This window comes from Acinetobacter sp. AOR01_HL (assembly GCF_027855455.1).
Classification (GTDB): domain Bacteria; phylum Pseudomonadota; class Gammaproteobacteria; order Pseudomonadales; family Moraxellaceae; genus Acinetobacter; species Acinetobacter baumannii.
Genome location: NZ_JAKTIM010000056.1, coordinates 1 through 22,691, shown reverse-complemented (window position 1 = coordinate 22,691; position 22,691 = coordinate 1). Strand labels below are relative to the sequence as shown.

Annotated in this window: 19 protein-coding genes and 1 pseudogene; 14 read left to right on the top strand and 6 right to left on the bottom strand. The window is 36.5% G+C overall.

Annotated features, from left to right (window positions below; genetic code table 11):
* The first annotated feature begins 3 nt into the window (after positions 1–3).
* The 3 genes from cpaB (at position 4) to MKL62_RS17585 (ending at position 5,370) form a co-directional block, all read left to right on the top strand.
* Positions 4–636, top strand: coding sequence for a metalloprotease secretion chaperone CpaB (cpaB, locus tag MKL62_RS17595; protein WP_005128437.1), 633 nt, complete (start codon positions 4–6; stop codon positions 634–636).
* Between the two features lie 122 nt (positions 637–758).
* On the top strand, positions 759–2,819 hold the full coding sequence (locus MKL62_RS17590; protein ID WP_123090692.1) for a DNA polymerase III subunit gamma/tau: 2,061 nt from the start codon (positions 759–761) through the stop codon (positions 2,817–2,819).
* Between the two features lie 322 nt (positions 2,820–3,141).
* The gene (locus tag MKL62_RS17585) at positions 3,142–5,370 is read left to right on the top strand and encodes a phosphocholine-specific phospholipase C (protein ID WP_030423610.1); all 2,229 of its coding nucleotides are present in this window, start codon (positions 3,142–3,144) and stop codon (positions 5,368–5,370) included.
* Positions 5,371–5,418: 48 nt separating this feature from the next.
* On the opposite strand, the gene MKL62_RS17580 is transcribed toward MKL62_RS17585, so the two are convergent.
* Both MKL62_RS17580 and MKL62_RS17575 read right to left on the bottom strand, forming a co-directional pair.
* Entirely contained in the window at positions 5,419–5,853 is a 435-nt protein-coding gene (locus MKL62_RS17580) for an acyl-CoA thioesterase (RefSeq protein WP_000165801.1), read from the bottom strand.
* The gene (locus MKL62_RS17575) at positions 5,853–7,010 is read right to left on the bottom strand and encodes an iron-containing alcohol dehydrogenase (RefSeq protein WP_000017873.1); all 1,158 of its coding nucleotides are present in this window, start codon (positions 7,008–7,010) and stop codon (positions 5,853–5,855) included. The genes MKL62_RS17580 and MKL62_RS17575 overlap by 1 nt, the downstream gene beginning before the upstream one ends.
* Positions 7,011–7,235: 225 nt before the next feature.
* On the opposite strand from MKL62_RS17575, the gene MKL62_RS17570 reads away from it, so the two are divergent.
* The 5 genes from MKL62_RS17570 to MKL62_RS17550 all read left to right on the top strand — a co-directional run bounded on the left by MKL62_RS17570 (position 7,236) and on the right by MKL62_RS17550 (position 12,501).
* On the top strand, positions 7,236–8,480 hold the full coding sequence (locus MKL62_RS17570; protein WP_002017010.1) for a lactonase family protein: 1,245 nt from the start codon (positions 7,236–7,238) through the stop codon (positions 8,478–8,480).
* A gap of 300 nt (positions 8,481–8,780) precedes the next feature.
* Positions 8,781–9,284 (top strand): low molecular weight protein-tyrosine-phosphatase, encoded by a 504-nt coding sequence (locus MKL62_RS17565; RefSeq protein ID WP_000388070.1) that lies wholly within the window; start codon positions 8,781–8,783, stop codon positions 9,282–9,284.
* A 19-nt stretch (positions 9,285–9,303) separates the two neighbouring features.
* A complete protein-coding gene (gene murB, locus MKL62_RS17560; protein ID WP_001166918.1) occupies positions 9,304–10,338 on the top strand; it encodes a UDP-N-acetylmuramate dehydrogenase in 1,035 nt (344 codons plus the stop codon).
* Positions 10,339–10,342: 4 nt separating this feature from the next.
* Entirely contained in the window at positions 10,343–11,473 is a 1,131-nt protein-coding gene (locus MKL62_RS17555; RefSeq protein ID WP_001127151.1) for a YdcF family protein, read from the top strand.
* Positions 11,473–12,501 (top strand): alpha/beta hydrolase, encoded by a 1,029-nt coding sequence (locus MKL62_RS17550; RefSeq protein ID WP_001290023.1) that lies wholly within the window; start codon positions 11,473–11,475, stop codon positions 12,499–12,501. Before MKL62_RS17555 ends, MKL62_RS17550 begins: the two co-directional genes overlap by 1 nt.
* A gap of 41 nt (positions 12,502–12,542) precedes the next feature.
* Here MKL62_RS17550 and MKL62_RS17545 read toward each other — a convergent pair whose 3' ends face one another.
* From MKL62_RS17545 to MKL62_RS17535, 3 genes are all read right to left on the bottom strand, one after another.
* On the bottom strand, positions 12,543–14,216 hold the full coding sequence (locus MKL62_RS17545; protein ID WP_000157981.1) for an FMN-binding glutamate synthase family protein: 1,674 nt from the start codon (positions 14,214–14,216) through the stop codon (positions 12,543–12,545).
* A 164-nt stretch (positions 14,217–14,380) separates the two neighbouring features.
* A complete protein-coding gene (locus tag MKL62_RS17540; protein ID WP_005128441.1) occupies positions 14,381–15,721 on the bottom strand; it encodes a PepSY-associated TM helix domain-containing protein in 1,341 nt (446 codons plus the stop codon).
* Between the two features lie 609 nt (positions 15,722–16,330).
* Entirely contained in the window at positions 16,331–16,903 is a 573-nt protein-coding gene (locus MKL62_RS17535) for a TetR/AcrR family transcriptional regulator (RefSeq protein ID WP_000043926.1), read from the bottom strand.
* 323 nt (positions 16,904–17,226) lie between these two features.
* Here MKL62_RS17535 and MKL62_RS17530 point away from each other — a divergent pair, with 323 nt between their 5' ends.
* Together MKL62_RS17530 and MKL62_RS17525 are read left to right on the top strand one after the other, a co-directional pair.
* The gene (locus tag MKL62_RS17530) at positions 17,227–18,090 is read left to right on the top strand and encodes a heme oxygenase-like domain-containing protein (RefSeq protein WP_000037356.1); all 864 of its coding nucleotides are present in this window, start codon (positions 17,227–17,229) and stop codon (positions 18,088–18,090) included.
* Between the two features lie 498 nt (positions 18,091–18,588).
* Complete coding sequence (locus MKL62_RS17525; RefSeq protein WP_030423674.1) at positions 18,589–19,851, top strand: site-specific integrase; 1,263 nt, start codon at positions 18,589–18,591, stop codon at positions 19,849–19,851.
* 5 nt (positions 19,852–19,856) lie between these two features.
* On the opposite strand, the gene MKL62_RS17520 is transcribed toward MKL62_RS17525, so the two are convergent.
* Positions 19,857–20,126, bottom strand: coding sequence for a hypothetical protein (locus MKL62_RS17520; RefSeq protein WP_000910238.1), 270 nt, complete (start codon positions 20,124–20,126; stop codon positions 19,857–19,859).
* Between the two features lie 382 nt (positions 20,127–20,508).
* Between MKL62_RS17520 and MKL62_RS17515 the strand changes: the two genes are divergently transcribed.
* From MKL62_RS17515 to MKL62_RS19660, 4 genes and pseudogenes are all read left to right on the top strand, one after another.
* Positions 20,509–20,769, top strand: a complete 261-nt coding sequence (locus MKL62_RS17515) for a hypothetical protein (protein ID WP_000171851.1) — start codon at positions 20,509–20,511, stop codon at positions 20,767–20,769.
* Between the two features lie 313 nt (positions 20,770–21,082).
* Positions 21,083–21,427: a hypothetical protein gene (locus tag MKL62_RS17510; RefSeq protein ID WP_001039312.1), complete on the top strand. Its 345-nt coding sequence runs from the start codon at positions 21,083–21,085 to the stop codon at positions 21,425–21,427.
* Positions 21,428–21,635: 208 nt separating this feature from the next.
* Positions 21,636–21,872 (top strand): hypothetical protein, encoded by a 237-nt coding sequence (locus tag MKL62_RS17505; RefSeq protein WP_000152665.1) that lies wholly within the window; start codon positions 21,636–21,638, stop codon positions 21,870–21,872.
* 646 nt (positions 21,873–22,518) lie between these two features.
* Positions 22,519–22,691: pseudogene (locus MKL62_RS19660) on the top strand (hypothetical protein); the annotation flags it as partial.

Here is a 22,691-nt window from a genome sequence, read left to right as displayed (position 1 = left end):
CTAATGAAGAAAAATAAATTGTTAATAGGAACTGCTATCGCTTGTGTGGCGTTAGCAGTTTTAATCTGGTTTGCTTTTTCACAGCAAAGCTCTTCTGCTTTAACATCGTCTTTAGAAAGTCGGCAAGAGTCTGGGGCAAAAGTGACAGATAGTCAGAATGAATTTGCTCGTCAAAATATACTGAATTTGAGTCCGTCTGAAAAAGAAAGATTGTCTCAGCAACAGATTGTTTTTAATGAAATAGAAAAGGATCAAATACCTTCTAATGTTAATTTTCCACTAATTAAAAATGCAGAAGGTATGGTCATTAAATATGATCCAAATGTGATTGAACTTAAAAAAGTGGGTGACACTGTTAAGTTCCAAATGTTGGAATATGGCATTAATCGCACGGGTAAAATTGTAGAAATCGAACCTGTTGACCAAGATATTGTTCGGTGGACCGGTAAATTTGATCAGGGCGATCCGAATCAAAATTTCTTTACCATTACTCAAAGTCAAAAAGACCATTATACGATCATGCAAATTTTTACCGAGAAGGGAAATTATTCGGCTGAAATTAAGGATGGTGTGGGACTCGTGCAAACGATGGATGAAGGTGTTACTGATCAAGAGCTTCATCATGATCATCCTTAGACAATAAATGGTTCTGGTAGAGAAAAGAAGTCAGTTCGCAGTTTATCTGTACGGATATGAGCTTTATACGTTCACACTCTTTTAAAAACAAAGTATGCTTATGCCTGTAACAAGGAGCATACATGTATCAAGTACTTGCTAGAAAATACCGTCCACGTAATTTCAATGAGTTAGTGGGACAAAACCATGTTTCTCGTGCATTAAGTAGTGCATTGGAACGCGGTCGTCTTCACCATGCTTATTTATTTACAGGAACGCGTGGTGTAGGTAAAACTACAATTGCACGTATTTTAGCCAAGTGTTTGAACTGTGAAACGGGTGTGACTTCTACGCCATGTGAAGTCTGCGCAACATGTAAAGCGGTAAACGAAGGCCGCTTTATTGACCTAATCGAAATCGATGCTGCTTCAAGAACAAAAGTAGAAGATACGCGTGAACTTTTAGACAACGTTCCTTATGCACCAACTCAAGGCCGTTTTAAAGTTTACCTGATTGATGAAGTACATATGCTCTCTACGCATTCTTTTAATGCGTTATTAAAAACACTAGAAGAACCACCAGAACACGTTAAGTTTTTGTTTGCAACGACAGACCCACAAAAGCTACCGATTACGGTTATTTCACGTTGTTTGCAATTTACTCTACGACCTTTAGCTGTCGATGAAATTACCAAGCACCTCGGTGCTATTCTTGAAAAAGAACAGATTGCTGCTGACCAAGATGCAATTTGGCAAATTGCTGAATCTGCTCAAGGTTCATTACGTGATGCATTATCTTTAACTGACCAAGCCATTGCTTATGGGCAAGGTGCTGTACATCATCAAGATGTTAAAGAAATGCTTGGCCTGATTGACCGTACGATCATATATGATTTGATTTTAGCGGTTCATCAAAACCAACGTGAAAAAGTGAGCCAGTTATTACTCCAATTTAGATATCAAGCCTTAGATGTCTCGTTAGTACTGGATCAGCTCATTTCAACATTGCATGAGTTGGCTTTATTACAATATTTACCAGAGCTCGGCTTAAAGTATAGTGTAGAAATTAATGCCAAAATTCTTCAGCTTTCTAAACTGATTTCTGCTCAAGATTTGCAGCTTTACTACCAAATCGCATGTAAAGGCCGTTCAGACTTGCAGCTTGCCGTAACGCAAGAGCAAGGTTTTGAAATGTGCGTTTTACGATTATTGGCATTCCGTCCTTTAGCACCAAATGAAATTTTAGTTTCAGAGCCTGTTCAACAAAATGGGCAAGCAGAAGTAGGCCTAAATTCACAAGCTCAAACAGCCCAAGAGATTACTCCTGTAAGTGCTATTCAGCCTGTTGAAGTTATTAGCCAACCCGCTATGGTTGAACCTGAACCTGAACCTGAACCTGAACCTGAACCTGAACCTGAACCTGAACCTAATCAGGACTTAATGGTATTTGACCCAAATCATCATGAGTTGATTGGACTTGAGTCAGCAGTTGTTCAAGAGACCGTTAGTGTTCTTGAGGAAGATTTCATTCCGGTGCCAGAACAAAAGTTAGTACAAGTTCAGGCTGAAACCCACGCCAAACAAATCGAACCTGAACCAGCTTCTACTGCTGAGCCTATAGGTTTATTTGAAGCATCGAGTGCTGAATTTTCACTTGCTCAAGATATGTCAGCTTATGACTTGGTTTCTGAACCTGTTATTGAACAACAATCATTGATGCAAGCTGAAATTGTTGAAACAGTTGCGGTGGTAAAAGAGCCTAACGCAACAGATAACAGCCAACTGATGCCACAAGATATTTTAAAGTTGCCATCACAAACTTTGGAAGGTGAGTGGACACTTGAAAAGTGGGAGTTTTGGTTTAGAAATAGCCAGCTTTCTCCAGCCGTTCAAGAACTTGCTCAACATGGTGTGATGACTGGGGAAATTGGTGGTAACACGGTTTTCCATATTCCTCAAGAATATGAAAATATGTTGACTCAGCTACAACAAGCCCTAATTGAAGCTTTAAAGCAGCAATGGCCAAATACGCAATTTACGGTCGAGTATGGTGCAGTCAATACTGCTACACCGTATGTTATGCAAAGCGTTCGTAAAGAAAAAGCTTTCCATCGGGCTACAGAACTATTACAGCAACAACCCGTTATTAAAAGCCTCATAGAGACTTTTGATGGTGAGCTGCAAAATATTCAATTAAAGCCTTAAGTTCAATTGAGTTTTGATCTGGTGAGAAACTTGAAAAATAGAATTTTCATAGTTTTCACTGGATTGAAATATTCAGGTCACGCCACTGTCATTGTACTTTTCTATGTTAGCCATTTTAGATTTTAAATGGACTATATATCGTCATGAAAAGGCAATGCACAGGAACAACTTCCTTTAAATATTCTTATTTTTTATTAATCGGCGCCATTCTGCTGAGTGGTTGTAACGACTCGGCAAATGATAATTCGAATACACCCGATACAGGTAAAAAGCCTGTCATGCGCTGTGCTCCATAAACTTAAATAATAAAAAGAATTTGATCATGATTACACGTCGTAAATTTTTAAATTACTCTTTAAATATGGGCTTTGGCGCTGCAGCGTTGGCGGCTTTCCCATCGAGTATTCAAAAAGCTCTAGCAATTCCTGCAAATAATAAAACGGGCACTATTCAGGATGTTGAACATGTCATCATCTTAATGCAGGAAAACCGATCTTTTGACCATTATTTTGGTACATTAAAGGGCGTTCGAGGCTTTGCTGACCGTTTTACGATTCCTCTGCCAAATGGTCGCCGTGTCTGGGAACAGCTGAGAAGTAATGGTCAGGTTTTAACTCCATTTCACTTAGATGGAACAGCCAATAATGCACAGCGTGCAGATGGTACGCCTCATACGTGGAATGACAGTCAGTTAGCGTGGGACAATGGACGTATGGCAAACTGGCCAACTCATAAAACCGATATATCTATGGGCTATTTTAAAGAAAAAGAAATCCCATATCAGTTTGCACTTGCCAATGCCTTTACAATTTGTGATGCCTACCATTGTTCCATGCACACCGGAACAGATGCGAACCGCTCTTTTCATTTAACTGGTACCAATGGTGCAACACCGACCAAGCGTTCATTTGTAAATAATGAATGGGACTGGATTGATGGTAACCCAGCAACGGCAGACCGTGGTTACACTTGGAAAACCTATGCCGAAAGATTAGAAGAAGCAGGGATAAGCTGGATTTGTTATCAGAATATGCCAGATGAATGGGGCGATAATATGTTGGGTGCATTCCGTTCTTTTAGAAAGGCCAACATTGCATCCGGTTATCCCGTTTCAAGCGGTGGAGAGCCGAATAAACCGTATGCCGATACGGGTCAAAAACTACCGTATAAAGCCTATGATGCGGCTACTGATAATACCAAAAATCCACTCTATAAAGGCATTGCAAATACGCTACCGGGCAATAAACCAGAAGAATATCTCGACGCTTTTAAAAGAGACATTCGTGAAGGGAAGTTACCGCAAGTTTCTTGGATTAACGCGCCATCGATATACTGTGAACATCCGGACCCTTCAAGCCCGGTTCAAGGAGCTTGGTTTATTCAAGAAATTATTGATGCATTAACTGCTGTGCCAGAGGTGTGGAGTAAAACGGCTCTGCTCATCAACTTTGATGAAAATGATGGTTACTTTGACCATATGCCATCGCCATCAGCACCATCTCGACTCAAAAACGGCCAGTACGCAGGTAAATCGACACTAAGCAATGCTGATATGCAAGATGAATATTTTGATCATGCTGCACCTGAGGGGAGCCATTCACAGCCTACACCTGATGGACGAGTTTATGGTCCGGGCCCTCGTGTTCCTTTATATGTGATTTCCCCATGGAGCCGTGGTGGTTGGGTCAACTCACAAGTTTTTGATCATACTTCCGTGCTCATGTTTTTAGAAAAACGTTTTGGTGTAAAAGAGCCGAATATCAGTCCATACCGTCGTGCAGTGTGTGGTGATTTAACCAGTGCATTTAACTTTAAAACACCAAATGCAGATGTTTTACCGCAGCTGAGTGGTAAACAAACACGTGTGCAGGCAGATGCGCTAAGGGAAAACCAAGAAGCTTTGCCAGCTGTTCCTGTACCCACGGATATTAAGTTACCCATTCAGCAAAGTGGGATCCGTCTATCACGGGCGCTACCTTATGAGTTGCATACCAGTGCGCGTTGTAAAGCAGATGGTAAGGTGCAATTGATTTTTTCTAATACGGGTAAGCAGGCAGCGGTTTTCCACGTATATGACAAGCTCAATTTAGACCGTATTCCAAAGCGTTATATTGTCGAGCCGAATAAAACTTTAGATGATGAATGGAATGCTTTAAACGATAACTTAGGCCGTTATGACCTATGGGTACTTGGTCCAAATGGCTACCATCGTCATTTTAAAGGGGATACTCAACGTATTATCGATAGTGGTGTTAAACCTGAAATTCGAGTGTGCTATGACATTGCTAATGGTGATGTTTATGTCGAACTCATGAATGAGGGAACCAAGGATACAATATTGACAGTAAAACCTTGTGCATATCGACCAGATGCGCCATTGCAACTGACCGTAAAAGCGAGACAAGTTGTTAAGCAACATTGGTCGTTGGCTGATGTTGGGCATTGGTATGATTTTGAAGTTACGAGCGAGAGTGATCCGTATTATTACCGACGTTTTGCTGGCCGAGTCGAAACAGGTGAGGATTCCTTTAGTGATCCTGCAATGATCTAAGTTAGGATGAGGCAAAAAGAGGAACTTATTTTCTTTTTGCCTCATTTTTTATAATAAAAAATTCTCTAAAACTTCACGGACTGACTCGGATATTGGAACAGTCTTGCGTGTTTCACGGTCAACAAACACATGCACAAAATGTCCTTGAGCTGATGCTTGGTCTTGACCTTGTTTAAAGATTGCCAATTCATAGCGTAAAGATGTTGTACCAATTTTACCAATCGCAACACCTACCTGAATAACTTCTGGAAATGATAACTCTTGAAAAAAGCTACAAGCTGAGTCGACGACTAAACCAATTGATTTTGCTTCATGAATATCAAAACCTGTTTTCTGGATGAGCAAAGCATTGGCTGCAGTATCAAAATAGCTATAGTAAGTCACATTATTCACATGACCGTAAATATCGTTATCTGCCCAGCGAGTTTGAATATCTAAAAAGAACTTAAATTGATCACGAGTTTTTAAAACGGGTTTAGTCATTAATAAATCGCCTGATAAATTGCTAAAGCAGCTGCTTCTGTCATGTCACGTGGATTATTTTGCAGTAATCGAGTTTGCAACATGGCATCTTGAGCAAGTCTTGGTAAGCTAGACTCTTCAATACCTAACTCACTAAGTTTTAAAGTCAAACCACTACGGTCTAAGTGATTTTGCATATGGTCAATAAACAGATCACATAACCCATCGGTGCTACCGTTGCTATATGGGTCTAGCCATTGCATAAGTTCTGCATAGTACTGTTTGGCATAGGGCGCATTAAATTTCAGTACTTCAACGAGCACCAAAGCATTGGTATGTCCATGCGACAAATGAAAATGCCCACCCAATGGATATGCTAAAGCATGCACGGCAGCAACAGGTGAGTTTGCAAATGCCTGACCTGCAAGCATTGAACCGAACAGCATGTTCTGACGTGCTTCTAAGTCATTACCGTTTTTAAGAACTTTCGGTAAGTTATGGTTCAGCAGCTTCAAAGCGTGTTTCGCTAAAATATCGGTATAAATATTTTTCTTATGTTTAGAGGTATATGCCTCAATGGCATGGACCATTGCATCAATACCTGTAGCAGCCGTAATATGGGCAGGTAGATTTTGAGTAAAAGTTGCATCAAGAATTGCTGTATCGGCATAGAGTACCGGAGAGACAATTCCCATTTTTGTCGTTTCACCTGTAGTCACTATTGAGATGGGTGTCACTTCCGAGCCAGTACCGGCTGTAGTGGGAATTAAAATAAGTGGAAGTCGGGTTGTTTTGACCTGATTTACCCCGTACATTTCTTGTAGGTTTTGAGTTTGGTTGGGATGTGCGAGTAAGGCAATCACTTTGGCTACATCTAAAGAACTTCCGCCTCCAAAGCCGACAATAACATCTACATTTTGCTGTTTAGCATAATTTGCTGCATCTAATACCACTTGCTCTGGTGGGTCGGCCTGAACATCAGCATAAATGACATGTTCAATTTTAAGAGTATCTAAAATTTGAAGAATAGGCAGGTGTAACTGATTTTTAATCATACCCGCATCAGTTACCAGTAATAACTTGCGGTAAGTTTTTGATGCCAACACATTCTGTAATTCTTGTATAGAACCGAGTCCTGAAATAATGTTGGGAACGGTCTGAAACTGAAAATGGCTCATATACATTATTTCCTTATTTTTGAAAATTATTATAGATGCATTCTATAGGATTCATTCTGCAAATTCTCTTAAAAGTAGCTGTGCTTTTAAGCTGCATTTAGTTAAAGAAAATTCACTTGAAAATTGGCATTTTATAAACTAATTTTCAAAATCATTAAATGAAATTAGATTGTGAATACCTTATTGGTAAATGCAAATAAGGTAAATTTTTTTAAGGATATGCATGTGAAAATAGATACTGATGTCAATACTGGATACGGCAAGGATACCGACAAAAATGGATACGCAAATATTAAGTATCGTGAGCTAATTCAAAAATTAACAGCAACATTATCATTGACACTTTTGTCATTTGGATGGGGCTCTACAGTAAACGCAGCACAACAACAAATCGCTTTAGTAGGAACCTGGACATCTATCCCAGATGCACCGCTTGTGCAAAAACCAGAAAAAGCCAGTGAAGGTCTGTACCAGCTACAAGTTAATGCTGACGGGACCTTAACTCCTGTTAAGGTATTGCAAATGAAAAGTCCATCTTGGGTTGTAAAATCGAAAGATGGCCGTTTTGCATATACCACTAATGAAGAAAATGAAGGGGCGGTAACGGCATTATCGGTTCAAAACGGAAAGGTAGAGGTATTGAACACGGTAAATAGTCATGGCGGGCATCCAACACATGCATCCATCAGTTTAGATGGTAAATTCCTATTTGTGTCGAATTATTCTGCATTTGATAAAGGACGTGGCGGTGTCGCTGTTTTGCCAATTTTACCAAATGGACATTTGGGTGAAATGGTACAAAATATTGTTTTTGCGGAGGGTTCTGGTCATGTTAAAGGACGTCAGGATAGTGGCCATGCCCATTCGACAACTTTTAGCCCAGATGGTAAGTATTTATATGCAAGTGATCTTGGAAATGACAAAGTCTATGCTTTTCGTTACAACCCAAGTAAGCCTCAACCACTTGAAGCGGACAAGAGCCGAGATGTGAGTTTTAAGCATGGTTCTGGTCCACGTCATATGGTCTTTTCACCAAATGGTAAACAGGCATACATTACCGCGGAAATGCGAAGTGAAATTGTGACGTTTAACGTACAAGATGGCCATTTGAAAAAAGTCGCTGAGCTAAAACTAGTTCACGAAGATAAAACACCTGAATTCAAGAGCGCAAGTGGAATTATTCTTAGTCCAAATGGTAAGTATGTGATCGCTGCAAATCGTGGTGCGGATAACAAACTTTTGGTATTTAAAATCCAACAGAATGGGCTGTTAGGTCAACCGCAAGTTTATAAGGCCAATGGTATTGAACCACGTGCTTTTTCATTTGATGAGTCAGGTAAATATCTGTATGTGACGAATGTTTATAGTAATAACATTAGCTTATTCCGTTTTGATACCAAAAATGGCTCATTAAAACCTTTAGGCGATGCAGCTAAAATATCGACTCCAACTGATATCAAATTCTTTTAATAATTTTTTCTCACACTGATCCTGCAATATTTATAAGCTATTAGATTTTTCAGTGTTCATTGCTACAGATACTCAATCTTGAAAGGCAATCAAGATTGAGTTGAGGATTGAGCACATAGAAAATTCCTTTAAAATCTCTCATTTTACTTTTCAAGCTGCGTGAGTTTTGAGAAAATGAGAGCTTGTCACAATGGTCAATTCAAACCTGATAATAATGAATAATTTTGTCGGGTTTTTGCAGATTTTTGCGTGTAAAATACTTATTTATTTTTTAGTTTAAGTGGTTGGAATAAATTTCTAATGGAAGCACAGTATAAGGTGTTATGTGTCTGTTTAGGAAATATTTGCCGTTCTCCCACGGCTGAAGTGGTTTTTAGACATTATTGTGATCAGCATCAACTCAATATCATTGTCGATTCAGCTGGAACAAGTAACTATCATCCAAATAAAGCACCTGATCAGCGTAGCCAATTGCATGCAAAAAAAAGAGGCTATGACTTATCTTCTTTGCGGGCAAGACAACTTTCAACTCAAGACTTTTTAGATTTTGATTTGATTTTGGCAATGGATCATCAAAACTTTGATGATATCCACGACTTGCTACAAAGAGCTATCTTCCAATTTGGCAGTCATCAAATTCGGGCAAAAGTGGCATTAATGAGTGAACATGATCCTCAATATCCACAACAAGCTCTGCCTGACCCTTACTATGGTGGAGATGAGGGCTTTGAACGTGTACTCGACCAATGTGAATCAAGTGCGTTGGCGTGGATTAATATCCTAAAAAAACAATTGAATGTTTAAGAACAGGTTTTTCAATACAATGCAAATTCAAAATCAAGTACAGCTTAAGCCATTCAATACTTTAAGTTTAGATGTTACAGCTTCTCATTACACTAAGGTCAAATCTATTGAAGATATTGAAGAAGCTTTAGCTTTTGCTAAAGAGCATGAGCTAAATGTACTTGTATTATCTGGCGGTAGTAACATGCTATTACCGCAACAAATTAATGCTTTAGTTATTCATCTTGATATTCAGGGTATAGACGTTTTATCTGAAGATCAGGATTTTATTCGAGTTAAAGTCGGTGCAGGGCAGGTTTGGCACGATTTCGTTTTATATAGTACAAAGCAGAATTGGTTTGGCTTGCAGAACTTGGCACTTATTCCGGGCTTGGTTGGTGCTTCACCAGTGCAAAATATTGGTGCTTATGGTGTTGAGGTTGGTGAGTTTATTGAGTCGGTACAAGTCTATGACCGTCTATTAAAACAAACCGGATCAATTTCGGCAGCAGATTGTCATTTTTCTTATCGACATAGCATTTTTAAAGATGACCCAGCTCGTTACATCATTACTCATGTCACCTTTAAGCTGCTTAAACAAGCCAATCTAAAGCTAAATTACGGTGATTTAAAACAGGCAGTAGGAGATAACCTGACTGCTGAAAATTTACAAAATCAGGTCATTCATATTCGTCAAAGTAAATTACCTGATCCAAAAGAATATCCGAATGTAGGAAGTTTCTTTAAAAATCCGATTGTAAATACTCAAGAATTTGAACGATTAATCGCACAATTCTCAACAATTCCACATTATCCTCAGGCTAATGGTAACGTTAAAATTGCTGCTGGTTGGTTAATTGATCAGGCTGGATGGAAAGGTAAACAGCTCGGTGTAGTGGGAATGTTCCATAAGCAAGCTTTGGTTTTGGTGAATTATGCCAATGCATCTCTTGCGGATGTAAAGAAAACTTATCAAGCTGTACAACATGATGTTGAACAGCGTTTCCAAATTATGTTAGAACCAGAGCCTGTGCTTTATAACAATTTAGGTTTAATTGAAAATCATACGGAATAGTTTTATGCCAAAAGTACACTTGATGGTACGTTTTGTACAAGTAGTTACTGTACTATTTGTACTATTAGGCTGTTTCGTGATTTTTTTGTATTCGCCGTTTTATTCAAAACTTATTGTAGCTGGACTTAACTATTTTGTTCCGGTAGATGTTAATGAGGTGGCTGCGGAAAGCCAGCGAAAAGCAGCATTAAGTGAACATGATAACTTAGAGCCGGGGTCAAATTTATGGATTGCTCGTCAGGCTTATTTGAAGTTAACAGAAGATGCTTTACGTGAAAATAAGACAGCAGATTTGGGTTACATACAAGAAAACTATAAGGCTTTGCAGCAAATTATTCTTTTAGAAGAAAAAGAACAAGAACTACAGGAAGAGAAAGAAACGACGGCTGTGAGTGTTCCTTTGGTTGCGAAAAACTCAGAAATTGATGCGGCCGATGAAGCAAGTAGTCCTATCGATGCAGCACTTTCTATTAATAGTTCTGAAAATAAAGCCCTTACAGAGCAATATACGGAGTTTTTAGCAAGAAAACCTGTAGTGCCAGAGCATCAAAAAGCGGCGAGTGAGCCTGAGCAGAAAGTTGAATATGTTCGTAAAAACCCTCTGCCTGCTCAACCTAAAAAGTTATCAGAACCTTATGCGATTGTAGTATTGGGCGGTGGTTTAACTTTAGATAAAAATGGCAAAGATATTGTAGTTAACAGCTATACGCGGTTAAGACTAGAAAAAACCTTAGAAGTTGAAAAGAAAAACCATCTACCTATCGTACTAAGTGGAGTTGAAGCCCCTTATATGCAAGCATGGTTGAAAGCACGTGGGGTAGATGCAAAATTATTAGAAAAGCGCAGTATGAATACCTGTGAGAATACTCGCTTTAGTTCATTGTTACTTCAAAAGAAAGGTGGTGCGCCTACAGTTATGTTGGTCACAGATGAATATCATATGCCACGTACGCGCCGTTTATTTGCTTTAAATGGGATAGAAACTATTCCTGTTACTGCTCCAATGCCAACACCGCTTACACGTTGGCAACCGAGTATACAAAACTACGATCATAGTCGTCGTGCAAATTATGAATTACTTGCGACAATTCGTGACATGTTATTTGGTTCAAGTGATTGTCGAGAGGTGCCTTAATGTCTGAGATTCCATTTCTCAATCCTGCCGTATTAAAACAATTAGATTTACCGGTTCCGAACCGTGAACTCACTCCGCAAGTTTTAAGCCCACTCAATTTAAATACCTTAGAAGAGCCTTCTCGCGAGCTTTTAGCATATCGTAAATTATACGGTTTACATTTACTGGACTGTGAACATTGGCAAGGCTATGTCCAAATGCCTTTATTTCGTCTGCATGTCCAAGTTTTTAAACCTAAATTAGACAAAATCCAAGGAACCGTATGTTTATTGCATGGTTATCTGGAGCATAGCGGAATTTATCAGCCCATTATTCGCGAAATACTCGAACAAGGTTTTAGTGTTATTACCTACGACTTACCTGGTCATGGTTTGAGTAATGGTTCACCTGCAAGTATTCAAAATTTTGACCATTATCAACAAGTTTTGATGGCGGTTTATCAATATGTCAAACATGCTGATCAATTACCGAAACCATGGGTAGGTATTGGTCAAAGTACGGGTGGGGCAATCTGGATGCATCACTTGCTTGAGTATGCAGAAAAAAGACAAGATCCAATCGTCGATAGGGTTTTATTGCTTTCACCATTAATTCGACCTGCTAAAACGGCATGGTGGCATAATCCGGTAGGTCTAGGCATTATTCGTCGTATTAAGCGTCAAGTGCCTCGACACTTTAGACGGAATAACCATAATCCTGAATTTTTAAGATTTATTCGTTTAAAAGATCCATTGCAGCCACGCATGATGGGCATGGACTGGATTTTGGCAATGTCAAAATGGATGCAGGAAATGGAAGAGCGACCTGCTTGTCGTATTCCTGTCTGGCTTGCACAAGGGGCATTAGATCAAACAGTAGACTGGCGTTACAACATCGAGTTTATTCGTCGTAAGTTTAGGCTTCAAACATTATTGATGCTAGAAGAGGGTTCTCATCAATTAATTAACGAACGTGCAGATATTCGTGCGGCTTTAACAGGTTTAATTCCAGCCTTTTTACATGCAAAGCCGAAACATTTTTATTATTAAAGTTTGAAGCTGCCTCTATAGGCAGCTCCAGTTTTAACTATTTAAAAATGATTGGCGTCAGCCATATTCCACATACGATAATAGAAATTATCATCATCATTTTTCAGTTCAGATTGTAAAAGCTCACCTTCTTTTAAGAAGAAGTGTAATTGAGCATAGTTTTTAATTTCACGGTCATTAATCCGTTGAGCTAAATGATGAGCTTTAATATCCGATGGATGACGTAAACCTGCCGCAGCAATCATTTCTGATAATGCATGTAATGTATTTTTGTGGAAATTAAATACACGTTCTGCTTTGGTCGGTACGTGGAGTGCTTTCTGGCGATCTTTATCTTGGGTTGCAACGCCTACAGGACATTGGTTTGTATGGCAACTTTGCGCTTGAATACATCCAACTGCAAACATAAAGCCACGTGCTGAGTTCACCCAATCTGCACCGAGAGCAAATGTGCTGGCAATATCAAATGCACTAATAATTTTACCGCTTGCACCAATTTTAACTTGATCTCTTAGGCCAGCACCTACAAGTGTGTTATGAACAAAACGTAGGCCTTCACGTAATGGTGTTCCGATATAGTCACTAAACTCAATAGGGGCTGCGCCAGTACCACCTTCAGAACCATCAACTACAATAAAATCAGGCACAATTTTTGTTTCAAGCATTGCTTTTACAATACTCATAAATTGCCAAGGTTGACCAATACACAGTTTGAAACCTACCGGTTTACCACCAGATAAAGTCCGTAACTTCTGTAAGAAATGCATCATTTCAATTGGTGTCGAAAAGCTTGAATGCTTGGCAGGAGAGATACAATCATGGTCACGGGAAACACCACGGATCTCGGCAATTTCAGCAGTAATCTTATGTTTAGGTAAAATACCGCCATGGCCTGGTTTAGCTCCTTGCGAAAGCTTAAGCTCAATCATTTTGATTTGTGGCAATTGAGACTGCTTAGCAAACTTCTGTTCATCAAATTTTCCGTCTAAAGTGCGGCAGCCAAAATATCCACTGGCAATTTGCCAAACAATATCACCACCATTTTCTAAATGATAAGGGCTGAGACTACCTTCACCGGTATCGTGATAAAAACCGCCTAATTGTGCTCCTTTATTTAATGCACGTATTGCATTCGCACTTAAACTACCGAAGCTCATGGCAGAGATATTCATAATGGATGCACTATAAGGTTGAAGGCATTGGGCATTACCAATTTGAATACGGAAACTCTTAGGATCCGCTGGTGGACATGGACTAATGGAATGAACAATAAAGCGATAATCTTCTTGGTAGACATCAATAATTGATCCAAAAGGTTTATCTGCATTCTCATTTTTAGCACGTTGATAAACCAAACTTCTTTGCATACGCGAGAAAGGAAGGGCATCTTGATCCGCTTCAATAAAGTATTGGCGAATTTCAGGGCGTATATCTTCAAATAAAAAACGGAAATGGCCCATAATCGGGTAATTTCTTAAGATTGAATGTCTATTTTGTAAGACATCATATAGACCTAATAAGCTTAATGCGCCACTGACGACCCATAAACCGTTGAGTAAAGTATCCGAAATAAAATAATAAATACTATGAGGTGTATATACGGTTCTAAACCACGTGATTGTGAGTGCAGTAAAAATACACAAGAACCAAATAGAGTGGCGTGAAAAGAATGTATTGAGAAATTTATGTCGAATGATTTGTGCCGGACTCGCCATATGTGAACAAATTCCTAATGTTTTACTGGCACATACCTTGCCAAGAAGCAGCCAAAACTACAAGTAGGGAATTGTTTAACCGGTATTTTATTCATTTAATCTTTTACCAACTGATCATCTCCCTAATACGAGAAGCTGATGAGTTGGCAAAGACCAGAGCTTTATTAAGCTTTAAGAGGGAGCTGTTTTTTTATGAGCAAAATAAATAAGGTGATGACTAAGCTAAAACCAAAAATAGGTAAACTCAGCCCTAGAATAGCAAGCATTAATGTCGTAATTATTCTTTGTTGTGTAGTTGCATGTTTCCATACGAACAAAGTTTGGTTAATAAAATGATGGGTCGTAAGTTTTACATTGGAGGTTTTAAACCAAGCTTTATACGCATAAACAATCATTACACATAGCCCGAGCGCATACAGAACCAGAATTAATTGATTGACCCAACCGAATAGTACCCCAATATGTGCATCAACTCCCCAGCGTGTAAGTTTTGCAACTAATGAATAATCTTTAAAAGCGAGTTTATCGATTACCTTGTGTTCATGTATATCAATCGCAATACTATCTGCTTGTGTGGGCCATTTGCGCTGTATTTCCGCAACAGTCCAAGCTTGGTTCGCAGCAACTGGCGGTTTGATTTGTATTTCTGTTGAATTAATCCCATTTGCTCGAGCAATTGCTAATACAGAATCGAATTCAGCTGGAATGATGTCTAAATTTGGCGTTTCCATGGCCATTTCGTGATGTTCATGATGAGACATTTCTGGCAATGAAATCTGATTTAGTGAGGTGGTCAATGTTGGTGTTTGCCAGTTTAACCATTGACGGGCAATACGAATATTATCACCAGCCCATTGAGACCACGTAAGACCAGTAATTGCAATGAACAATAAAAGTGGTAGTAAAGCTAACCCAATAGAACTATGCCATTTTAATAAGTGATTTTTATTTGTTTGTCTGTTGTTTAAGTTTGAGCGACGCTTCCACCAACTGTATAGCCCACTTAAAGTTAAAAAACCAAGCCAACTTGCAGCAAGTTCACTATAAAAACGTCCCCATTTTCCTAATAATAAATTGCTGTGTAATTGATCTAAGAATGTACGTAACGGTAATACGCCACTGGTTCCATACACAGCAAGTTGTCCTTTTACAGAAAGCGTATAAGGATCAATAAAAACGGCTTCATTATTTAGATGGTGTGTATGATCGGAAAAAATAACCCGCGTAGTTTGCACAGGGCTTGGTGATGGTCTGACTTCTGTAATTTGTGCAGTTGCAGGCATGACTTTTCTTGCGCTTTCAATCTGCTGGCTTAGAGGGTATATCTCCTTATTTAAAGGCTGAACATTTAATGCATCTTTATAGATGAATTGCTCTAGCTGAGGCGTGATTGCATATAGTAAGCCAGTAAATGCGGCAACAAATATAAATGGGGCAATAAAAATACCAGCATAAATATGTATGAGACGGAAGAGACTACGCCAAAAGCTAGAAGTAGGGGACATTTTAAAGAGATATCGAGCAAACTTTGTCGTGAAGTATATCTACTTTAAATTGTATTTTGAAATTGCACTTTTCATTGGCTAGCTTGATTGTAGATTTTCTAAAGTATCATTGTGCTAAATTGCTAGCAATGCTGTTGCTTGGTGTTATGAAATATCTCGTAAATTTTGCTCTCTAAATACACAGCTCATATGATCAATACAATATTTATTATAGATATTTATGAAAAAGCACTTTATAGAAAAATTTTTATTGTTAAGTTTGTTTTAAATATTATTCTTTTAATTTATCTAGAGAAACTAAATTATCTATGATTTATTTGTTAGTATTATAATTCCGTAATTTATTCTAGTACCAATAGATTTATGATGTTGGTTTGAATGAGTACAGCTAATGAGTAAGAACTCTTTTAGAGATATTAAGAGTGTATGTATAAGCTTTTTAATAAAATTTTATATTGTTACTAATTCTATTGGTTAATATTTTAAGAAAAATTATCTTATTAATTTTTATAATATTTAGTGCTTAATAAAATTTTTAAATGAAACTTCTAGACTAAAAATAAAAGTATACTCACTTGCTTTTTAGTCTAGTATTTCAATATTATTAAATTAAATAGCGACTAATTCCTCAATTTTCTCAAGATCGATTATTTTTTTAATATAAGACCAAGTTTTTTCAGCATTAATTAAATTTTTATCAATTGTTCCATCATTAATAACCCCATCGAGGATATTAAGAAATAGATTGGTTAATGCAGCGGCGTCCTCTACCTGAATTTTAATTAAGATAGAAAAAACAAGCTCATAGAGCCATTCTCTATATTCATTAATAGGATTTTTAACGGATGGGTAAAGTTGTACTACTTCCATAGTTGCCTTTTTAAATAAGCATCCATTAAAGTCTTCTGTGTAAATCCAGTCAATATACCAATTAAATAAGCTTCTGAGTTGAACTAAAGGTAGGTCATTGGTATTGATTCTTTCTAATATAGCGGACTGTATATCAGAGTTTCTCTTGTAAAGGCATGATTCTATTAGCTTTTCCTTTGAAGGAAAATACTTGTAGAATGTCATCTTTGCAACATTAGATTCAGCAATAATTCTGTCCACTCCAATAGAGTTATAGCTTTTTTCATTAAAAAGGGCAGTTGCTGTTTTTATAATAGTGTCTCTTTTTGACATCGATTTCCCCGTAGTAAATCTTTTGAAATCCGTTTCTTTTTTAAGGCTAGTGCTCTGGCAAAAGTCAGTTTAATCATATTGAAAACGCTAATGTAATACAACATGTGAGAGCCTAAAAAAATAGTATTTTTCGATATTAATTGTTATTTGATTCATTAAAAAAATTCATTAAATTATCCATTGATTTGTAGTAATAATAAACCTAATATCAAATTGTTTAGGGATGAGTATACAATTTTATTTAGTAGCAAATGAATGCACGATTAAAATAATGGGGAACTCATAACCTAACTATAAGAATTAATTTGTTATTGAGAATGATTATGTCAAAAAAATTTGAAGATTTCGATAATCCAAGACAAAAGGCATTACTGGGGATGAAGAATAGTATTCCTACAGAACAGTGGGAAGAAAATCTAAAATTTCTCAAACAATTAAGAGCGAGAATTGCTGAATTACCAGTATGTAAACATCCGGCGATCGAAGTTTTAAATAATGGATTGCTTGATAAATTCACTTTAACAAGAATTCATTTAGAATATCGTCATGCGATTGTTCAGATTTTTACTGATGCCTTATTAATGGCCCAGTTCCAGACAAAACAATTGGAGCCTAAACTCCATTCTGGAGCTAAAATGTTTCCACGTGTTTTATTAAGTTTAAATGTACTTGATGAATTTGGTTTTAGACCAGGAACAGACCCAGACAATTATTATCTAGGTAATCCGGAGTATGCACATTATCCTTTATATGAAGATTTATTAAATGATTATGGTTTGAGTGAGAAGGACCGTAGAGAGTATCAACCTTCAAAAATTGCAGATCAGGTAAGAAATTTTCTAGAATCATCTTATGATAGTTATATTAAAGTAGTTGCTTTACTTGCAGTGGCGGAAGAAGAAGTGATTCTTTTTAGCCCACCACTTCGTGAAGCGACTAAAGCCATTGGTGTAGATGTTGAAGGTGGCGGCTATTACCATGTTCATGGGGTATCTACTGACGAAACCTCAGAAGCAGCAGATGATGATCATGAAGATGATCTCTGGTTTGCGTTAGCGCAAGCAATAACTAAAGAAGACTATGAGAGCTTAACAACGCTTTGTATGGATTATTGTGCTTTATGGAATGAGTTTTGGGATGCACAAATTGCTGATATTCACTACTTAGAAGCAAAGAAGTTAGCATAACTTGTATTCATAGTAAGACGAATAATTGATAAAAACTAAAAAGCCTATTCATATATGAATAGGCTTTTTTAATACTTTAAATCCAGCCCATCTATAAACTAATAACCTGAAGTATTTCATTTAATACATTATTTGCATCTGTTGGAAATGATAGAATTACGAAAGTCAGTAGGTTGATATGTATAGAGCTTAAAAACATGCATCCTATAAGTGTGAGCAAATGAATACATTCATATACAGCTATCTAAAATTTTTAACCTATTGAAAGTAAAAAGGTTTATGTCTTGTTCCCACCATTTATAATCCAAACCAGATTAGGCGGATTCTACTTCTTTTATAATATACCTGTGGGTTTCGTATTTTTACTAAAATAAATTAAAACAAGAGCTTATAGTCAGAAAATGACGTATTTTATTATTAACTAAAAACGCTTGTAGACTATTTGTAGACTGTTGAGAAACATGGTTAAATTAAATTTCGCTAAAACAGGTTTAAGACATGAAACTCAACAAATCTACTGTTGATGCTATTCCATTAACTGAAAAAGGTCAAAAAATATATAGAGATGCAGAACTGATCGGTTTTGCTGTTCGGGTAACTAATAAAAGTAAAACCTATATTGTTGAAAGGAGGCATGAAGGTGAACTCTATCGAGTGACAATTGGTAAATCCACCGATATTCCTGCAACAAATGCTCGAGCAAAAGCTCAGATGATTCTGGCGAAAATTTCAAACAATGAATATGAAAAGCCTATCAAATTAAAGAATGTTGCTAATCCTTTAGATATTACAGTGAATGAAGCTCTTCAAATTTATATTGATAGAAATGACTTTAGACCAAAAACAATTAGGCAGTACCGTAAGTACTTTGATTTATATTTGGGGTGGGGCAACAAAAAGCTTTTCCAGATATCTAAGCAAGAAGTATTGGATCGATTTATTGAGGTATCAGAAGTAAGTGAGTCGTCAGCAAATGGTGCTGTATCTCTTTTAGGTACCTTATGGAAGTATATTCATGTTCTTTATTCAACAGATGAGAACCCGATTCTTAAAAGTAATCCAGTTGACATTATTTCCGTAACAAGAGGTTGGAATAAAATAGCAAGTAGGGATAGACATCTCCATAAAGACATCATTCACAAATATTACAATGCAGTGCTTCATTATGAAGATGAGTTAAATCTGGAAAATACTGCTAGGTCAAACACGCATCGGGATATCGTATTAATGTGCATGTATACGGGATGCCGTAAACAGGAGGCATGTTGTCTAAAGTGGGCTGATGTAGATATTAAAAATGGTACCTTAACTTTTAGAGATACCAAAAATGGTTCAGATCATACTTTTCCTATTGGTGATCATCTACACAGTATTTTGCGTGAACGTTGGTTATTAAGAGAAAACGATTGGGTTTTCCCAGCTACTAAAATGCCTACTTCGTGGAATATGCATGCAACTAAGGTAGATACATTATTGAATAGAGTGGGTAAGGAAGTTGACTATTACGTTTCAATGCATGATTTCCGTCGTACATTTGCCACTATATGCAACCTTTTAAGATTTAATATTTATGTGACAAAAAGACTTCTTAATCACAAGGCTAAACCAAGAATTGATGTGACAGGTGGTTATGTTCAAATTCCAGATGAGGAATTAAGAGCTTCGATGAATATGATTGAGGCGGTTTATCAAGGAAAGATTGATTGCTTCAACTACCAATCTGTTTGGACAGAAAGATTAAAAGAAATAAAGGCGGTTTAACCGCCTTAAACTGTTGCAAGCTGTGCTGTATTAAGCACAGTCTTGCTTTGCTCATATTTCAAAACGTCTTTCTTTTTATATGAAACACGTCTCCCAATTTTCGAGAAAGGCAGTGATGATTGATCACAACGCATTCTAGCTAATGTCCAAGGCGAGCAATCTAAATAAAGTGCTACAACCTCTTGAGGAAACTTCTGTTCTTCATTAGCCATTATGAAGCGATCCAAATATTCTTGTTGCTCTGCATCAGATAGATTTCTCAGATCTTTTAACATTTACTCCTCCTTACTTTCCGCTTTAGGATTTGCCCACCAAAGTACAGGGCCAGTACTACAAGCAAGTTTTTAACCGCGACAACATTAACTATCATTTTTGGCTGCCAATTGGATCTGACTTACATGATATGTCTGAGAAAGTTCTAAATATCATTAGATCACCTAAAAACTAGTTTTATCGTTTGCCGGACGTATTACGGCGCAAATGGCCCCGCTACATACTAGTTATTGGCGGGGTTTTTTCTTTAATTAATTTGATGATTTAGTTCTCGGTAGTAAATAATTTACTATTGAGAACTAAGTATTTGAAAAATAAAAATAATTTGATTTTTTATTTTATGTTTATTATGTTGGTAAATATTAATTATTTTTAGGTGAAAGTATGACTTTATTTATTGGTGGTCGCCATCATGGACAATTCTTGTCGAAAGACGAGTCAGATTTGAAGTTAGAAAGTATTCCAAAGCAGTATGGACCAAGAACAGGTATGCAAAGGCCAACAGAGTCATACTTTAGAACCCAAGTAAGCTTCCAAGGAGAAGTGAAAACGTTTTATATAATTTCTGGAAAACAACCAATCGAAATGAGAGATGAAATACTTGATTTATGGGATCAAGTAAAATCAGACATATATGCTATCTAAATAGTTTAAGAAATTTTCTTCCTTTTTCGGGCGGTTGTCTTTCGTGCTATAGTCCAGTCTGATTAAAAACTGGTACTTATAATGAATATCTGTGTGGGTGGTGAACTCAATGGGCAAGTGATAGAAAAAAAGGGGGGTTAAGAACAAAGATGTATATAAATATTAGTAAATTATAAAATTATTAAATAAATTCAAATATTTAAATTAAAAATAAGTGATAAAACTTTAACAATATTTACGTACGTGATGAATTTAGTAACTCAAATAAACATTATTTTAGACGGATAATTATAAAAAACGGAGTACAAATGTCATGAATAAGAATGTAGAGCTAATAAATTACATTGATGTAGCTGAGACAGTTTACGAACGGGTATATGAAAATAATAAAATTTCAAATAATTTGATTGTTAATCTAAATCGCATTATGGCTGAGATAAAGAATCAAGCTGCAGAAAAAAGACTCAAATTGAAGTACAGCTCAATAGACTTTGAACATTGTTTAAGTTTGCCTTTAGCTGATCGCAAAATAAAAGTAGATTTAAGCCTTATACCTCATTTTGAAGATCGTGAAGAAAGTATTTTGTGGTTAACTAACTTTATTGGAAAAATTTGTGAGCCCAGAAAGATGCAAAGACAGAAAAAAAATCTTCATTAAGTACCTGTGAATTTTAGATGAACCGCCCTTAAAGCGGTTTTTTATTGCTAGTAGAATATTTAAGGTATCTTTTCTAATAGGCACATACTATTGAAGTGTTTTTTATTTATTTTTTAGATTGAAAAGATTGCTATTTAAGTAATTTAAATATAAAAATCTTTATTGATTGAGAGTAGTTGTTATACAGGATATTTATAAGGATTTTAAAATGACAATTATCACATTGCTCGATGTTAAGACGAAGAAGAAGGTGATAGTTCGGTCCGTAATAGACCCAATAGCAAGAATAGACAAAAAAGGGAATATACAAATTATTCAAATTCATAAATGGCTATATGATGAATCTGGAGATTTCGTTGATGAAGACTTATATGAGGCACTCAACAATGGAGAAGTTGGAATATACATAACTTTGCAGTATATGATCATTAATATTGAAAATTAATTATTTTTTTATTTTTAGTCAGTTTGAGTTCTTAGTCTCTAGAGCCTAATGGTTACTACACATAAGACCTTATTAAGTATTACCTATTGATGGGCACATATTCTTTATAACTCTTGATAAGTAAAAAAATTATGTAGGCTAAAAATAAAACTTTATCTATTTAAATATGAATATTTGATATTTTTAATTCAATCCCTATTGCTAGTGCTTAAATATTATGCCAATATGTAGTTGGAAATATTTCCGAATAGATATTTCCTATTTCAGGTCTAAGCGTTTTTTTTCGCTAAGCCCATTTCTGAATAAAAATAGGAAGTGGGCTTTTTTATTTTTAAATATTTCAGTATTATCAGTGTGTTGCTGTAGGTAACACTAAACCTTGTTGATCAGCGCAAATATCAAAAAGGGGGAGCTTGCCTACTAGGCAAGCTTTTTTAAATTGATGATTTAAACACAATAATCAATTTCAAAGCTCATTAGAAAAATCAAACTTCCCTAGCTTTTATTCGTGCTAATTTATTGAATCTAATCGTCTTTATAATTTTAAAAAATTCCTTAAACTAAAAATGGAAAATTTCTTGTTGCAACATTGTTATAATAGGACTACCTTAAGAAAAATACTTTATAAAAATGAGGAGCTGCTGAAATGCCACAGTATCTCATGTTTGCGGAAAATATTTATAACAAAATTAAAGATGAGGAATTGTTTTCACATGACTGTATTGAAAATATGAACTTACTTATGACATGTATACGCAGAGAAATTGAGGGAACAGAATTTAAATTAAAATATAATTTTATTGATTTTGTTGAATTGTT

Bases quoted from the DNA above. Each gene is read 5' to 3' on its own strand.
- cpaB (WP_005128437.1), top strand. From the start codon at position 4: ATGAAGAAAAATAAATTGTTAATAGGAACTGCTATCGCTTGTGTGGCG.
- MKL62_RS17590 (WP_123090692.1), top strand. From the start codon at position 759: ATGTATCAAGTACTTGCTAGAAAATACCGTCCACGTAATTTCAATGAG.
- MKL62_RS17585 (WP_030423610.1), top strand. From the start codon at position 3,142: ATGATTACACGTCGTAAATTTTTAAATTACTCTTTAAATATGGGCTTT.
- MKL62_RS17580 (WP_000165801.1), bottom strand. From the start codon at position 5,853: ATGACTAAACCCGTTTTAAAAACTCGTGATCAATTTAAGTTCTTTTTA.
- MKL62_RS17575 (WP_000017873.1), bottom strand. From the start codon at position 7,010: ATGAGCCATTTTCAGTTTCAGACCGTTCCCAACATTATTTCAGGACTC.
- MKL62_RS17565 (WP_000388070.1), top strand. From the start codon at position 8,781: ATGGAAGCACAGTATAAGGTGTTATGTGTCTGTTTAGGAAATATTTGC.
- murB (WP_001166918.1), top strand. From the start codon at position 9,304: ATGCAAATTCAAAATCAAGTACAGCTTAAGCCATTCAATACTTTAAGT.
- MKL62_RS17555 (WP_001127151.1), top strand. From the start codon at position 10,343: ATGCCAAAAGTACACTTGATGGTACGTTTTGTACAAGTAGTTACTGTA.
- MKL62_RS17550 (WP_001290023.1), top strand. From the start codon at position 11,473: ATGTCTGAGATTCCATTTCTCAATCCTGCCGTATTAAAACAATTAGAT.
- MKL62_RS17545 (WP_000157981.1), bottom strand. From the start codon at position 14,216: ATGGCGAGTCCGGCACAAATCATTCGACATAAATTTCTCAATACATTC.
- MKL62_RS17540 (WP_005128441.1), bottom strand. From the start codon at position 15,721: ATGTCCCCTACTTCTAGCTTTTGGCGTAGTCTCTTCCGTCTCATACAT.
- MKL62_RS17535 (WP_000043926.1), bottom strand. From the start codon at position 16,903: ATGTCAAAAAGAGACACTATTATAAAAACAGCAACTGCCCTTTTTAAT.
- MKL62_RS17530 (WP_000037356.1), top strand. From the start codon at position 17,227: ATGTCAAAAAAATTTGAAGATTTCGATAATCCAAGACAAAAGGCATTA.
- MKL62_RS17525 (WP_030423674.1), top strand. From the start codon at position 18,589: ATGAAACTCAACAAATCTACTGTTGATGCTATTCCATTAACTGAAAAA.
- MKL62_RS17520 (WP_000910238.1), bottom strand. From the start codon at position 20,126: ATGTTAAAAGATCTGAGAAATCTATCTGATGCAGAGCAACAAGAATAT.
- MKL62_RS17515 (WP_000171851.1), top strand. From the start codon at position 20,509: ATGACTTTATTTATTGGTGGTCGCCATCATGGACAATTCTTGTCGAAA.
- MKL62_RS17510 (WP_001039312.1), top strand. From the start codon at position 21,083: ATGAATAAGAATGTAGAGCTAATAAATTACATTGATGTAGCTGAGACA.
- MKL62_RS17505 (WP_000152665.1), top strand. From the start codon at position 21,636: ATGACAATTATCACATTGCTCGATGTTAAGACGAAGAAGAAGGTGATA.